Source organism: Catalinimonas alkaloidigena (genome assembly GCF_029504655.1).
GTDB lineage: Bacteria > Bacteroidota > Bacteroidia > Cytophagales > Cyclobacteriaceae > Catalinimonas > Catalinimonas alkaloidigena.
In genome coordinates, this window is record NZ_JAQFIL010000001.1 from 2173962 (window position 1) to 2188016 (window position 14055).

Genomic DNA, 14055 nt, shown 5'->3' on the forward strand with positions numbered 1-14055 from the left:
AGTTAGTATGCTAGCTGAGCAAATTCAGTAATGTAATTTCATACTCATCACTTTTAAAGAATCAATTCTTAAGACTGTTGGTGAATACGAGCACAAATCCCTAGGCTTTTGCTACCTGCTTTTTCTGGCTTTCGGTTGCACGAATGGCTACCCAACTCATGCTGGTAATCAAGCCGATGGCTGCAATGGAGGCGATTAAAGTAGCATTGGGGTTTCTTTCCATACCAAAACCTATAATGACTGGCCCAACGGCCGAGGCAAGCACCATCAGGGTAGTGGTCATGCTTTTGATAGCACCCAGATGACGTACACCGTATATCTCAGCCCACAATGAAGCACTGGTAAGGCCACTTAAACTAGCCGTTATGCCCGCCAGTATCATATAAATCATCGCCAGCCAGGGATGATTGCCCAGTAATAAAGTCCCCAGTCCCAGAGCAATGGGCAGAAGATAAAAAATAAAGACATTGCGGGAAGAAAAACTGTCTATCAGGCTTCCGGCAATAAAATTGGTGCTGATCCGGGCTATTCCAAAGCCTACAAAACAACTGGCCATCCACTGCATGGTCCAACCTTTGGCTTCAGCCAGTAAATTCTGATGAATAAAGATGCCGGTAATAAAGAGAGGCAAAAAGATCAGGCCGGGAACCAACATATAAAACTTCCAGTCACGCAAGACCTCTTTGCGGGTAGCATTTTGAACGGCTGGTTCGTCCGTCGTTCTTTTTTGCTGCGCAGGATCAGTCTTCTGAGGCACATACTGAAAAGGGTTGTTACTTTTGACCAGCATTATAGCCGTGGGCACAAATATGATCAGCGTAGCTGCTGCGAGAATTTGCCAGGTAGAAGGCCAGCCAAAGCTTTGTATCAGATAAATGATGACTACCGGCATGAAGGACTCTGCGATAGGCAAGCCCATGCTGGAGAGGGATAAAGCTTTACCCCGGGTGAGGTCAAAATAACGAGCGATAGAAGTAGAGCCAATCAATACCATCATGCCCTGACCAAAGAAGCGCAGGACTAGCATTCCAAAAAAGAGAATCAGAGTATTAGCAGAGAAAGAAGTGAGAAGGCAGGCAAGGGATAAACCTATTCCTGTGATCACACTGAGGTTGCGCAGGCGAAACTGATCAATAAGCTTACCGGCAAAGGGGAGTATCATCGCACTGCATACCGTAGCCAGACCATATATCAGACTGAAAGAGCTGTTGGTTACTGACAGGCTATCCACAAAGTAGGGTACAAACGTACTGATCAAGAAAGTCTGGCCCATGCAGGAGAAAAAATAGTGCAGCATGCCGTAGCCTAGATAATCAGGATAGCTACGTGCCAGGCGGATGTAATTCATAAGCTCTTTTGTGGTTTGGCCTTTGGTAAAACAGTTGAAAAAAATAAATAAGCAGCTAAGCTGGCTTAAAGTTCCTAAAAATGCTCTTTAATTAAAATATTTGCAATATTTCATGCGTTTTGTTTTGAAAACCCCCTGTTTCTCCTGCTTTTTTTCCTTTCAGTGCTAATCCCAGAGGAGTATCGATAGAGATAGCAAAGTATTCCTCGCCTTCCAGAAGTAAACGTCCGGCACTGATGGCAATATACAGCTTCAGATGATTGGTAACCACCAGTGCTCCTCTGTCTACCGACTGTTTTGGCTGATCGGTACGAATCATCTGCAGGCTTTGCTGCTCATTTAATACTTCATGCATTTGTCGGCTGAGCTTTTCAGTTTCCAGTTGCATCATCGCCCTGCCGGTCTCATGCTTGTCCCCTGCGCTGCTCTTGGTTTCCTGATTGGCGGCATCCTGTGCCTCTTTCAGGGCTGTTTTGATGTCTCTCAGTCGCTTTTCTAAACTGTCTTCGCAAGCCTGATGGAGCTTTTGCTTAAGGAGTGTGGCTTTTTGCTGATTCATGGATATGGAAGTGAAATAATGTGCTACATGCTTTAACCCTGACAAAAGTATATAATTATGCTCATCAAAGTATCAAATAAAAAGGATGCAGGCTCTTATAAACAATTATGCGTCATGCCGTCAGACATCTTAACCGGAATAAAAGTTTATTTCTTGATAAGTGTGATATTTAGCATTGGCAGATGAATAATGAATTAAGGCATATGTATAAATTGATTTTTCATGAAGTCAGAAGGTCAGCAAACCGTCTTTATCAAGGCTATGGAAGCACAAAAAGGCATCCTTTACAAGATTGCCAGCGCTTATTGTCATGATGAGGAAGACAGGAAAGACCTGATACAGGAGATTATCATCCAGCTATGGCATGCCTTTCATAAATACGATAGTCGCTACAAGATGTCTACCTGGATTTACTGTATTGCCCTGAATGTATCCATTTCATTTTATAAAAAGGAAAAGAGAAGAACACAGATCCTGCATCCTATGGCTCGTGGGAGCATCATTTTTACAACTGAGAATAGTTCATCAGAGGAAATTAAGCCTGATCTCAGGAGGTTACAGCAGTATATCGCAGAACTGCGTGAAATTGACAAAGCTTTGATCATACTTCACCTGGAAGGCCATGATCATCAGGAGATTGCCGAGATAATGGGTATCACTACTAGCAATGTATCCAGCAGGATCTTAAGAATTAAAGCACGCATAAAGCAGAAGTTTCAACAGTTAAGCAAACACAAACATGAACGACATTGAACTCAACAAACTTTGGAAAAGTCAGGACGAAAAACTGGATCAGTTGCTGATGATCAACCAGGAACTCCTGAAAGAAACGATCCGCAATAAAGCCAACACGACCTTAGCCAGGGCTAAGTCTGCCAAATAACTGGGCATCATACTGGGTATAGCCTGGATACTGTTTCTGGATACGCTTTTCATCCTGGGCTGGCGGTCAGGCAGTATTTTTTTTACTGTTTCGGTAGGGGCGATTTCGCTATGTACCAAAACCGCTTTGCTCACCTATATTTATCATTTGGTGTTGATTCAAAAGGCCAGTTGTGCGGATACCATTGTGGATATGCAGCAGAAAATTGCCAAGATCAAAACTTCAAGTATACAGGTATTACGCATAGTAATATTACAATTGCCTTTCTGGACCACCTGGTATCTGAGTGTGGAAATGCTAAAGGAGCCGGAGCTTCTCTACTGGGTAGTAAATTTGACAGTGAGTGGCACTTTCGTCTTTTTTTCCATCTGGCTGTTCCATAATCTTAGCCTCAACAATATGCATAAGAAGTGGATGAAGTGGTTATTTTCCGATACTGAATGGAATGCAGTAATCAAAGCAGAAAATGTGCTGAAGCAGATTGAGGAGTATAAAAACTGCTAGCCATAATAGATATATATTGTAAATTTATATTCATCTGATAGGTGTAAAACCATAGTGTCTTGACCATCAAGCCTAATGATAAATATCTGACTATGCTGATTCTCTTCATCTTATTTTTTTCTCTTACTTATGCAAATGCACAGAAAACCCCTGTTCTGGAAGAGAAATTTGTCTCCATCGGAGGAATAGAACAATGGGTTAGTATCAAAGGGGAAGATAGGAGTAAGCCAGTAGTTTTATTCATTCACGGGGGACCGGGAAGCGTCATGAGTCCATATGCTGAGGCGGTGTATGGAAGCTGGAAAAAAGATTTTGTGCTGGTAAACTGGGACCAGCGGGGAGCGGGTAGAACTTTTGGCAAAAATGCACCTGATGAAGTCAGTGAAGACTACTGGTTGGAAAACCTTCTGACTATTGACCTGATGGTGCAAGACGGAATAGCACTTACAAAATATCTGATAGATCACTTGGGCAAACAGAAAGTGATCTTGGTCGGAACCTCCTGGGGATCTATTTTAGCGACAAAGATGGCTTTAGGTCACCCTGAACTCTTTCATATGTATGTGGGGCATGCACAGTTTGTTAGCTTTAATAAGAATCTGGAATCTGCCTATGCAAAAGTGCATCAGCTTGCTGCAAACATAGCGGATACTACTTCTCTTCAAAAGCTTGAAGCCTTAGGAAAGCCTCCTTATGCTGATGCCCGGCACATGGGGCAGTTTCTGCGCATCGTAAAGCAATATGAATATCAAAGTGCAAGTCCCGCTCCCGAAGCATGGTGGAAGCCAGCGAATAAATACGATAGTGAAAGAGACAAGCGGGACAGGTACAATGGTGATGACTATTCTTTCCTGTATTTTGCCGGACATGAAAAACTGGGCATCAAGTCTATGGCAGCGAATGTAGATTTTACCAAGGACGGGCTTTCCTTTGACATTCCCGTTTACCTTATACAAGGTGAGCACGACATATTAACTTCACCGGCACTTAACAAAGCTTACTTTGATGAGCTTAGTGCTCCACAAAAAGAATATTATCTCTTAACAGATGCGGCGCATGGCTATAATCAATCAGTAGTAGACAAACAACGTCAGGTTTTACAAGATCATTTTGACTCAAGAATTCACAATAGTAAGTGACATACAGCTATAAAAAGAGAAGTAGATGAATATGAAAAATATACAAATCAAAAGTAGCCCTGAAGTAGAATCAGTATTCAACAACTATCCTGAATTGGTGCGTGAGAAAATGATAAAGCTCCGCAAACTTGTTTTGGCGGCTGCAGAAGAGACAGCAGGGATCGCGCGAGTAGAAGAGTGCCTGAAATGGGGTGAACCCAGCTATCTCACTAAACACGGTAGCACTGTAAGGATGGACTGGAAAGAAAAAAGTCCCGATCAGTATGCTATCTATTTTAAATGCACCAGCAAACTGGTACCTACCTTTAGGGAAAGGTATCAGGATGTATTTACCTTTGAAGGTAATCGGGCCATTGTTTTCCAGATGAATGATCACTTACCGGAGGATGAGTTAAAAAAATGCATCAGCACAGCGCTAACATATCATCAGGTGAAACACTTACCCATGTTAGGATTAGCCTGGTAAAAAGCTTCTATTTAAGCGGAAGTGCGCGGTTAGTGGACTACCCTAATAATTGTACGCTTGGAAAAAAATCTAAAGCTTAAGTGGCAGTAGGTCAAAGCATGGATAAGTACAGTAAGTTAAACTGTTGCCAAACAAATATTAATCCTACAAATCAGTCGCTATGAATCTAAGGCTAATAAGAACTGCTGTAGCGATTTCCATGCTGATGCTATCATTCACCGCTTGTCATGCATGTGATGACTGCCTGGTTGCCAGCAGCAAGCGTATCCTGTTGCAGTATGAAGGGGGAAATCATCTATGGTTTGGAGAGCCACCTGCTTATTACCCAGACAGTGTGCAATTACTCTTGTCCGATCAGCAAAGCCTTCCACTGGAAAGTGATAGAACTCAGGAACTGTATAATTTGTATTGGAACGCGATTATTCTGAATATTATCTTCAATTTGAAAATGGCAGCATAGATACGCAACACTTTGCGTTGGCATAGCAAAAAAGTAAATTTGCTGTGGCATGAAGACCTATTCTGCCCAAACCTTTCTTAATAAGGAAGAGATAGATAATGCTGATTTGATCATCATAACAAAGTAAAGCCTGATACTTCTACTTAAGTAAGTAAACAGCTGCCTTGAAAAAGAGCTGTAAATCCAAATAATTTATAGCATAAGGATTAAGCGTTTGCGCCTTATCGTGGTATATTTTCTACTGATTAGGTCAGGATGTAGCAGCATATCTACGTTCTCGCTTAGGCGAAAGTCAAAATACTAGGTCACATCATTCATTGTAAAAAGTAAGAAAGTATCGTCGCTTCTTCATTTTTTTTCTGACAAGAGTAGCATATAAGTTGATAATTTCAGTCCGAACCCGGCATTCCAACACAGGCATTTCACATGTATGTCTACTCACACCAACTGAGAAAGGTCACAGCTTCACTAGTATGTTGAGTACATCTTCGTAATACTCAATGTCTTTCATAAACATAACGGGAGGTAATCATGCATCTTCTCCAATAATAAAACATCAATGAACTGCCTATTTGTTGTCATTCTGCCATGATGATGTATTGCTTTTTCTCTAATCCTTGGATATTGTCTGAGAATAACAAGTCTAAGTGCTTCACAAATTACATGCGTAATAGAGATAATATTTCATGTATCCAGCACTCAATTATAACCCCTTATTTTTGATATAAGCCAGGTAAAACGCACAGGTTCATATGGAAACGATGTCTATCCACAAACTCTTTGAAGTAGAGTCCCTGCTGCATAGGCACTCATTCTTTGCTGATTGTAGGGTGCAAAATATAATAGACTAGCAACAGTAGCTTTGTCGTTATAAAAGCAAAAGATGAAGGCCAGGCTGCTGCAAGGCACGTGTCAGGATGTATACATCAGCAATAAAAGAAGTATTCGTGGTTACATTTTTGCAAGGTGTTACACTAAGTATTAAACAATCTGGCTTGCTTTTGAATGAGCAGGTAGTAATAAACAGTCTTTTTAGTTAGGCAGTAAAAAAGATAAAGTCTGGTTAGAAAACATTATAAGACAGCGACATGGAAGAGATTAAGTTAAAATTGAGCAGGTTTTGTCATCAGTCCGAAAGCTACCGGACCAAATATACATGGTTACACGGTAACTTATTGCTGAGTAAAATTGAAAGCAATTACAGTTATCATTTATATACAGTAGATGGCTTTTTTGTAGAATTGGTTTTCAATAAAAAAAGTCAGAGTATAGAAAGTATAAATCCTACTATAAAGTACGCGAAGTTGAACAGGTATCTGGGGCAGATCAGCCTTAAAAACCTTTTGAACTAATAGTTTACTTAAGTTTATTCTCTAGGATTTCCCAAAAGTATGCTTCCATTTTTTTAGGCTTGATGGAGACATACGTCTGTACCGGACGTCCGCCATTTTCTGCGGGAGCAAGTCGCTCCTCCAGTTCGGCCGTAGTAGGATAAATCATGGCTTCCACCAGTGCAAGGTCCCACATGGTCCACTGTGCCCCGGCACTCACCTCCGCCCAGCGCCGGGCGAGTATTTTATTCACCGGATGCTCCATGCGTGCAAGTTTTTCCAGAGATTTTTGATGGCTAAACTTAAGCGTACTGCTGGTGCTGGCAGGCATCACATGAAGCTCCAGGGCTTCGTTAGTAAGCAGTTGGTCCATGGCGTTTAGATCATTGCGCACATTAAATTCATTCTTATTCCAGATACCCTCCTCAACATTGTATTGCATCCCCAGCAGGTGCACGGAGATTTTATCTGCGATTTCGGGAGCCAATTCAAGGGCAGTGGCTACATTGGTAACGGCTCCCAGACAAAGTATCGCTAATTTTTCTCCCTCAGTGGCTAGTTTGGCCTGTTCAATGATAAAGTCTGAAGCGGGAGATGCGGGTATGGGCGCCCCTTCATAATAGCCCCAGGCATAACCCAGCATTTGGCTGGCACCTTTGGGATGGGGAATATCTTCTCTACCTAAAGCTTGTAACAATTCCTCGTTCAGCTGCTGACTGATCTCCAGTGTGTTAATATTTTTGGTAGGGTAGATGTGCCAGAGGCTATCGGTGAGCAATTGGGCATTGTTGAAATGTGCTGAGCTAAGACCAATCACTTCCATGTCTTCGGATAAGATAGCCATCACTATGGCGTAGAGATCATCCATCTCATTACCAGTATCCGCGTCAATGATTACTTCTCTCTGGGCTTGTAGGCTAACAGCAAAGAAGATACTGCAAAAAGTTAAGGCAAAAATTTTAAAAAAGTACTTATTCATCTATTGGGTTGCTTATACTTTAGTCTGGCTGAAATCTGGCGAATATACCAAGTTTTGAGATGAGAGAAAAACGACTTCTAATCATGAATTACCTTATTTTTTTACGATCGGCATCTTTATAGTTTCAAACGAATGTTTAAACTTGCGTCCTTATGACCAACCCACTATATATACTGGATATTGTAGGAACTCTGGTGTTTGCTGTTAGCGGCACGATTGCTGCCAGCGAAAGGAAAATGGACCCTTTTGGTGCCGCAGTGATTGCATTTGTTACCGCCGTTGGAGGAGGAACGGTACGCGATGTATTGATAGGAAGTGTACCGGTAGGCTGGATGCTGAACCTTCATTACCTCTATGCCATCATTGCAGGTATATTTACTTACCTTCTTTCTGAAGAAGCAGATCATGAAGTTACACAAAACCATGTTTTTGTTTGATGCAATAGGGATAGGTTTATTTACCTTATTAGGCTTACAGAAAACGATCGACATTGGACTTTCTCCCATCATTGCAGTGATGATGGGAACAGTGTCAGCAGTTTTTGGAGGCGTACTGCGGGATATTTTTTCTAATCAGGTCCCCCTCATTTTCAGAAATGAAATTTACGCTACTGCTTGTATCTCCGGAGGATTATTATTTCTCTTACTGAAGTATCTGGGAATAGACGAACTCATTTGCACACTTTGCTCCATGTTATTTGTGATACTCCTACGGGTATTTGCTGTGCGGTATAAATGGTATCTGCCTACCCTTCACTGAGTTTGCCTGCCAGTTTTGTTTCTAACAAAGGCTTATCTTTGCACTATGATAACTGTCCGGAATGTAAGCCTTGTAAAACACGGCAAAAAAATATTTGAGAAGCTCAACTGGAAGATAGAAGCAGGTGAGCATTGGGTAATCTGCGGAAATAACGGAAGTGGTAAAACTTTGCTTCTGGAACTATTAGCTGGTAAAGCACAGCTTTCTGAAGGAAAGGTGGCATATGACTTTATCCATGAAGATGGGTGGCATTCATATTTTGATGCACTCCGCAATAAAATACGCTATATACCGGCACATGCAGCACACACCCTTCTGAAAAAGTATGACGGCCTCTTTTATCAGCAGCGATACTACGGTTCTTTTAATGAGGGCATTCCTTTGGTAAAAGATGTATTTGAAGAGAAACTGGAGCTTATTGATTTGCTTGATTTACCAGCAAGCTTTAGCATCACGAATTTGCTGGAGCTGCCCCTTACACGCCTTTCTAATGGTCAGTTCAAGAAAGTGCTAATCATACTTTATTTATTGCAGGGAGATGCACAACTCTTACTTTTAGACTACCCTTTTGAAGGATTAGACCATGAGAGCAGAAAGCACCTTTGTAGGTTTATTGATCATATTGCCCATGCCCAAGGGTTACAGGTGATTTTAACTGACCATTATCATGCACTGCCGGAAGTAATCAACCGCAGGTTGGTAGTCCGTGATAATATGCTTGACCAACAGGAAATGATTTCACCTTCCAAAGAAGGGGTAATTGTACCCCAAAAAAATGAACAGCGGCCATCAGGTGGAAATGCATCCGTTGTAGAAATGAAAAACTTACGTATTCAATACGGTGATAAAGTTGTGCTGAAAAATTTCAACTGGAGGGTCAATCAAGGCGATAGATGGGTACTGGCAGGTAAGAATGGTTCTGGTAAAACCACACTTTTCAGTCTGATTTATGCCGATCATCCGCTGGCTTATAGCCAAGAGGTATACCTATTTGGGAAGCGAAGAGGCAGTGGAGAATCTATTTGGGATATCAAAAAGAGAATTAATTATCTGGGGCCTGAATTGATCAGCTTCATGAATCACCGTGGGATCAGAAGTAGCGCACTGGAATATTTGACACAGCATTTTAAGACATACAATGAAAATAGGCTAACAAATTTGATTACTTATTTTGAAGCAAATTCTTTTATCCAAAAGCCGGTTCATCAACTTTCCTCAGGACAGTTACAACTTATGTTATTGATCCAATGTTTTTTGGACGAGAAAGAATTGATACTGCTGGATGAACCTTTTCAGTTTCTGGATCCCACGCAAAAAATGCTTGTGCGTAGATACATGCAGGACTATCTCAATGAAAGTAAAACTCTTATTATGGTAACACATTATCAACAGGATATCGCTGAATGGGCAGAAAACATCATGTATATATAATGTACATTGAAGGTACATCTACAGGTCCAGGATTTGATATAGAATAGAAGTTACGCAAAATCGGTTTAGAAAATAAAGATTAAGTGTAGGGAGGGTAAAATTGTGCTTGCTGTGTGGATTTTGTGCGTACATCTATTTTTTTTCCTTGATCAATAACATAGAAGAGAGATAAAGTGACATTAACGTTATCATAATCATTTCTCAAGGAAACTGCGTAACTCCTATAGAAAAAATATTTAAACAATTTTCCTCTAAGCAAGTAATACTAGTTGACATAGTAAGATTGACTTTTTTAAACTTTTAAACTAAACTTTTTAACCATGAACGATATTACCACAGCTGCCAAATCCGCTGGCAGAAAAGCTCAAGGCAATCTTCCTGAAACAGAAAAATGGGTAGAAAAACTTGCCCGTTTTGGCTATGCTTCCAAAGGCGTAATTTACATACTTATTGGGGTTTTAGCAGCTATGGCAGCTTTCGGAGCAGGAGGACAGACTTCAGGAACGCAAGGAATTTTTCAGAAAATCCTTTCACAACCTTTTGGAAAAATTCTATTGGGAATTGTTGCTGTAGGCTTTGTAGGATATGCTGTCTGGCGATTAGTTGCAGCGATTAAAGATGCTGAACATAAAGGAAATGATACAAAAGGAATTCTTTTCAGAATTGGATATGTAGCTAGTGGAGTGATTTATGGATATTTTGCTTTTCAGGCTTTTAAAATGATCTTTGGTGCTGGTGGTGGAAGCGGCTCTGGAGGTGGGGATGGACAGCAAATGTTTGTCAGTAAGCTGCTAGAGCAACCTGCCGGACAGTGGTTGGTAGGTATTGTGGCAGTAGCAGCTTTTGCAAAAGGTATATATCAAATTTACAAAGGATGGACTAATAAATTTGGTAATGATGTAAGAGATGGTGGAGTGAAGAGAGAGATCAAAGATTTGTATATGAAATTAGGTAAAGCTGGTTTTATTGCAAGAGGAGTTGTATTTGCTATAGTAGGCTTCTTCTTCTTTAAAGCGGCAATTACTGCAAGTTCTTCTCAAGCAGGAGGTACCGACAAAGTATTTAGTTTTTTAAGTTCAACAGGAGGTCCCTGGTTGATGGGACTTATAGCTATAGGTTTGGCAGGATATGGTGTATTTCAATTAGTAAAAGCCAGATATAAGCCATTTAATACCAATTAAGAAATAAAGTGCGTTCAGCTTATATACCGGAGAATGGTGATCATACTGTTTTCCGGTTTTTTTATGTCTGACCCTGATCCTTTACAGGCGTCAGATTTATTTTATTTATAGGTTACAATGCTTTGCTCAGAAAATACTAACTTATAGCTATACACCAAAGTCATAGATCTGACCCTTAGCAGAATTAGGTGCCTATTAGCAGGCCAGTTGCTGATTAAAAAAGCTTGATTTCATCATGGCTTTTTTGTGGGTAAGGGAGCACTGCTCAGGTACATAGAAATGGCCTTTGAGGCCTGATGTAATCTACCAGTGAATACAACCATACTACTGATAAGCTATGATACTCCTTAAACGACACCCCTTCCCAAGTAAATCTGTATTTCTACTTTCGCTATTGTTTCTTTTTATCCAATGTGGTGAGGATGACACGGACGACCCTGCGCCTGATCCTGAACCACCGGCAGTTACTGCCATCAATCCCAGTAGCGGACCAGTCGGTACAGAAGTTACAATCACCGGAGAAAACTTCAGCGAAAGCACTACAGGAAATACTATTCAATTTAATGGTACACCTGCCATTGCTAAATCAGCCTCTGCTACCACCTTAGTAGTTTATGTTCCCGCCGGGGCTACAACTGGCGCGCTTACCGTCACGGTAAACAATGAAACGGCTACCGGCCCGGTATTTACGGTAGAAGAAGAGGAGCCTGATAATATTTTTAACTGTGATGAAAATGAGATAAGCACATCTACCACCTGGGAGGATGTAGCTGCCGGCGATGCTGTAGATTATGTGATCAAGTGTGCAATTACGATCAACAATGACGCGCTCTTAACCATTGCTCCCGGTGTGATTATTCAGTTTGAGGGGGATGAGAGTGGCTTGTTTACCAGTGATGGTGGTGGTTTAAAAGCGGTAGGAAACGAAGATAATCCAATCAAATTTATAGGAACCTCTGCTCAGAAAGGGGTATGGAAAGGTGTTTACTTTGGCTCTACCCATCCTGAAAACAGACTGGAATACGTCGAGCTTATGCATGCAGGAAGGACGGCATCTGCCCAGTCTGATGAAAAAGGGGCAGTACAACTAAGCCGAGAAGCGAATTCGCGCGGAAGTATTGTCAACTGTATAATTGAAGATAATGATGGCTATGGTGTCTTCATTACAGAAGACAGTGAGCTGGAAGCGTTTAGTGGAAATGTAATCACTAACAATGCGCTTTCACCGGTTGGTATTTTCTTTGGTCAGTTGGGTTTATTGGATGCCACTTCTACATATGCTCCAGATAATGGTCAGGAATATATAGAGGTAAGGAGAGATGTTTTAGACACTGATGCTACCCTTTCTAGTCTGGAAGTACCCTTTAGATTTGTTGAAAACAATGCTTATTTTGTCCAAAGTGCAATGACTGTTGAGGCAGGGGCTATTCTTGAATTTGCCTCGGGCTCAGCATTACGATTGGGTAATCAAAGCTCAGACTGCAGCCTTACTACGGCTTCATTAATGGCTGTAGGTACAGAAGAGGCACCGATTACTTTCCGGGGAGCAACTGAGGGAAGTGGCAGTTGGCTGGGTATAGGTTTTAATTCATCCAGTCCAAACAACCAGTTGATTCATTGTAACATCAGTGGAGCGGGCGCAGCGAAAATATACAATGCAAGTCATGAGCCAGCTAATATAGTATTGCAGTGCGAAAGCAGAGTTAAAATCCAGAATACTACCATCTCCTGGAGTGGTAAGCATGGTATTGTCATTCACGATGAAGATGCAAGACTTGAGGAATTTGTAGATAATACTTTAACTGATAATGAGGCTTCTCCCATTGCTTTACATTTTCATCAGCTTGATCAACTGGATGCTTCAACAGTTTATGAAGAAGGAAATGTCAACCCTTACATAAATGTTATCGGAAGCGTGCTGGCAGATAATGATATGACGGTTGCCGCCCTGGAAGTGCCTTACCGCATCAGTGTAGCAAACAATGGACGTATTCCCTATGTAGAAAGAGCGCTTACCATTGAGCCGGGGGTTGTGATGGAATTTGAAACTTCTTCCGGTATTAAGCTGGGTAACCCCGGTGCTGACTGTGTTGATAATACCGGCTCATTCAACGCGGTGGGAACAGTTGAATCCCCGATCATATTCAAGGGCGTAAGCGAAGGGCAAGGGACCTGGCAAGGCATAGGCATTAATTCAAGCACCTCTCTCAATCACCTGGCTTTTTGTGAAATCTCCGGAGGAGGAGCAGGACAGATGTACAATGCCGGAGGTCAGGGTAATATTGTGATGCAGTGTGAAGCTACCCTTAAGGTTGAAAACTGCGTAATCATTGACAGTGGTGGATGGGGAATAGATTTTGTGAATAATGGAAATACTTTGGATGAGTCAGATAATACTTTTGATAACAATACCTCTGGTGATATAGCCGGGCAATAGAGCCATGTAATTTATGGCATAACACTCAAAATCTTACCAGAGAAAGCAAAGAGGTATTTTGGAAAGGCAATTCGTGTTTTGACTACTTTATTTTGGCGGCAAAAAGTATAAAAATGGAATATTTTAAAAACGAATTTGCCATGATCAACTATCTGGATGATGTTAAAACTGTTGAACTTGTCTGGAAGCAAACTACAAACAGCCAGAAATATCGTGAGATTTTTGCCAAAGGCGTAGAAGCATTGGAGAAATATCAAATTTCTAACTGGCTTTCTGATACTACAGATCAAGGCCTGGTTTCTCCTGAAGACAGAAAATGGTTAGAGTCTCATATGATACCTACTGCTGTACAAAAAGGTCTAAGAAATATAGCCGTACTCGTTTCTAAAGATGTTTTCAAGAAATATTATGTAGATAGTGTACGCAAACATGTTGAGAAATCACACCTGTGCATGCAGTATTTTGATAAGCGTGAAGATGCAATACAGTGGCTCAACGAAATTAATAATGCCAGATTAGCACAGTCAGCATAATTTAAAATTTAACTTACTACTCTTTCAATCATGTCCTCAGTATTC

At 41.2% G+C, this 14055-nt stretch carries 15 protein-coding genes; 12 read left to right on the forward strand and 3 right to left on the reverse strand.

What is annotated here, in order from left to right; all coding sequences use genetic code 11:
- Positions 1-100 precede the first annotated feature (100 nt).
- Together OKW21_RS08960 and OKW21_RS08965 are read right to left on the reverse strand one after the other, a co-directional pair.
- Entirely contained in the window at positions 101-1348 is a 1248-nt protein-coding gene (locus tag OKW21_RS08960) for an MFS transporter (RefSeq protein ID WP_277479077.1), read from the reverse strand.
- A gap of 91 nt (positions 1349-1439) precedes the next feature.
- Positions 1440-1907, reverse strand: coding sequence for a 3-oxoacyl-ACP synthase (locus OKW21_RS08965; RefSeq protein ID WP_277479078.1), 468 nt, complete (start codon positions 1905-1907; stop codon positions 1440-1442).
- A 222-nt stretch (positions 1908-2129) separates the two neighbouring features.
- On the opposite strand from OKW21_RS08965, the gene OKW21_RS08970 reads away from it, so the two are divergent.
- From OKW21_RS08970 to OKW21_RS08995, 6 genes are all read left to right on the forward strand, one after another.
- A complete protein-coding gene (locus tag OKW21_RS08970) occupies positions 2130-2660 on the forward strand; it encodes an RNA polymerase sigma factor (RefSeq protein ID WP_277479079.1) in 531 nt (176 codons plus the stop codon).
- Positions 2647-2790, forward strand: coding sequence for a hypothetical protein (locus OKW21_RS08975; RefSeq protein ID WP_277479080.1), 144 nt, complete (start codon positions 2647-2649; stop codon positions 2788-2790). The genes OKW21_RS08970 and OKW21_RS08975 overlap by 14 nt, the downstream gene beginning before the upstream one ends.
- 126 nt (positions 2791-2916) lie before the next feature.
- Positions 2917-3294, forward strand: coding sequence for a hypothetical protein (locus OKW21_RS08980; RefSeq protein ID WP_277479081.1), 378 nt, complete (start codon positions 2917-2919; stop codon positions 3292-3294).
- Positions 3295-3353: 59 nt separating this feature from the next.
- Positions 3354-4433 (forward strand): alpha/beta hydrolase, encoded by a 1080-nt coding sequence (locus OKW21_RS08985; RefSeq protein WP_277479082.1) that lies wholly within the window; start codon positions 3354-3356, stop codon positions 4431-4433.
- A 31-nt stretch (positions 4434-4464) separates the two neighbouring features.
- On the forward strand, positions 4465-4899 hold the full coding sequence (locus OKW21_RS08990) for a DUF1801 domain-containing protein (RefSeq protein ID WP_277479083.1): 435 nt from the start codon (positions 4465-4467) through the stop codon (positions 4897-4899).
- A gap of 160 nt (positions 4900-5059) precedes the next feature.
- The gene (locus OKW21_RS08995) at positions 5060-5359 is read left to right on the forward strand and encodes a hypothetical protein (RefSeq protein ID WP_277479084.1); all 300 of its coding nucleotides are present in this window, start codon (positions 5060-5062) and stop codon (positions 5357-5359) included.
- Between the two features lie 1356 nt (positions 5360-6715).
- Here OKW21_RS08995 and OKW21_RS09000 read toward each other — a convergent pair.
- The gene (locus tag OKW21_RS09000) at positions 6716-7669 is read right to left on the reverse strand and encodes a nucleoside hydrolase (protein ID WP_277479085.1); all 954 of its coding nucleotides are present in this window, start codon (positions 7667-7669) and stop codon (positions 6716-6718) included.
- A 152-nt stretch (positions 7670-7821) separates the two neighbouring features.
- On the opposite strand from OKW21_RS09000, the gene OKW21_RS09005 reads away from it, so the two are divergent.
- The 6 genes from OKW21_RS09005 to OKW21_RS09030 all read left to right on the forward strand — a co-directional run bounded on the left by OKW21_RS09005 (position 7822) and on the right by OKW21_RS09030 (position 14010).
- Entirely contained in the window at positions 7822-8106 is a 285-nt protein-coding gene (locus OKW21_RS09005) for a trimeric intracellular cation channel family protein (RefSeq protein WP_277479086.1), read from the forward strand.
- Positions 8075-8428, forward strand: coding sequence for a trimeric intracellular cation channel family protein (locus tag OKW21_RS09010; protein ID WP_277479087.1), 354 nt, complete (start codon positions 8075-8077; stop codon positions 8426-8428). The genes OKW21_RS09005 and OKW21_RS09010 overlap by 32 nt, the downstream gene beginning before the upstream one ends.
- A 45-nt stretch (positions 8429-8473) precedes the next feature.
- Positions 8474-9859 carry an ATP-binding cassette domain-containing protein gene (locus OKW21_RS09015; protein ID WP_277479088.1) on the forward strand — a complete coding sequence of 462 codons (1386 nt, stop codon included), beginning with the start codon at positions 8474-8476 and terminating at the stop codon, positions 9857-9859.
- 320 nt (positions 9860-10179) lie between these two features.
- Positions 10180-11040 carry a DUF1206 domain-containing protein gene (locus OKW21_RS09020; protein WP_277479089.1) on the forward strand — a complete coding sequence of 287 codons (861 nt, stop codon included), beginning with the start codon at positions 10180-10182 and terminating at the stop codon, positions 11038-11040.
- A 337-nt stretch (positions 11041-11377) separates the two neighbouring features.
- Positions 11378-13477 (forward strand): IPT/TIG domain-containing protein, encoded by a 2100-nt coding sequence (locus tag OKW21_RS09025; RefSeq protein WP_277479090.1) that lies wholly within the window; start codon positions 11378-11380, stop codon positions 13475-13477.
- A gap of 113 nt (positions 13478-13590) precedes the next feature.
- Complete coding sequence (locus OKW21_RS09030) at positions 13591-14010, forward strand: STAS/SEC14 domain-containing protein (RefSeq protein WP_277479091.1); 420 nt, start codon at positions 13591-13593, stop codon at positions 14008-14010.
- Positions 14011-14055 lie beyond the last annotated feature (45 nt).

Excerpts from the sequence above, each read along its gene's own strand:
- OKW21_RS08960 (WP_277479077.1), bottom strand. The coding sequence starts at position 1,348 with ATGAATTACATCCGCCTGGCACGTAGCTATCCTGATTATCTAGGCTAC.
- OKW21_RS08965 (WP_277479078.1), bottom strand. The coding sequence starts at position 1,907 with ATGAATCAGCAAAAAGCCACACTCCTTAAGCAAAAGCTCCATCAGGCT.
- OKW21_RS08970 (WP_277479079.1), top strand. The coding sequence starts at position 2,130 with ATGAAGTCAGAAGGTCAGCAAACCGTCTTTATCAAGGCTATGGAAGCA.
- OKW21_RS08975 (WP_277479080.1), top strand. The coding sequence starts at position 2,647 with ATGAACGACATTGAACTCAACAAACTTTGGAAAAGTCAGGACGAAAAA.
- OKW21_RS08990 (WP_277479083.1), top strand. The coding sequence starts at position 4,465 with ATGAAAAATATACAAATCAAAAGTAGCCCTGAAGTAGAATCAGTATTC.
- OKW21_RS08995 (WP_277479084.1), top strand. The coding sequence starts at position 5,060 with ATGAATCTAAGGCTAATAAGAACTGCTGTAGCGATTTCCATGCTGATG.
- OKW21_RS09000 (WP_277479085.1), bottom strand. The coding sequence starts at position 7,669 with ATGAATAAGTACTTTTTTAAAATTTTTGCCTTAACTTTTTGCAGTATC.
- OKW21_RS09005 (WP_277479086.1), top strand. The coding sequence starts at position 7,822 with ATGACCAACCCACTATATATACTGGATATTGTAGGAACTCTGGTGTTT.
- OKW21_RS09010 (WP_277479087.1), top strand. The coding sequence starts at position 8,075 with ATGAAGTTACACAAAACCATGTTTTTGTTTGATGCAATAGGGATAGGT.
- OKW21_RS09015 (WP_277479088.1), top strand. The coding sequence starts at position 8,474 with ATGATAACTGTCCGGAATGTAAGCCTTGTAAAACACGGCAAAAAAATA.
- OKW21_RS09020 (WP_277479089.1), top strand. The coding sequence starts at position 10,180 with ATGAACGATATTACCACAGCTGCCAAATCCGCTGGCAGAAAAGCTCAA.
- OKW21_RS09025 (WP_277479090.1), top strand. The coding sequence starts at position 11,378 with ATGATACTCCTTAAACGACACCCCTTCCCAAGTAAATCTGTATTTCTA.
- OKW21_RS09030 (WP_277479091.1), top strand. The coding sequence starts at position 13,591 with ATGGAATATTTTAAAAACGAATTTGCCATGATCAACTATCTGGATGAT.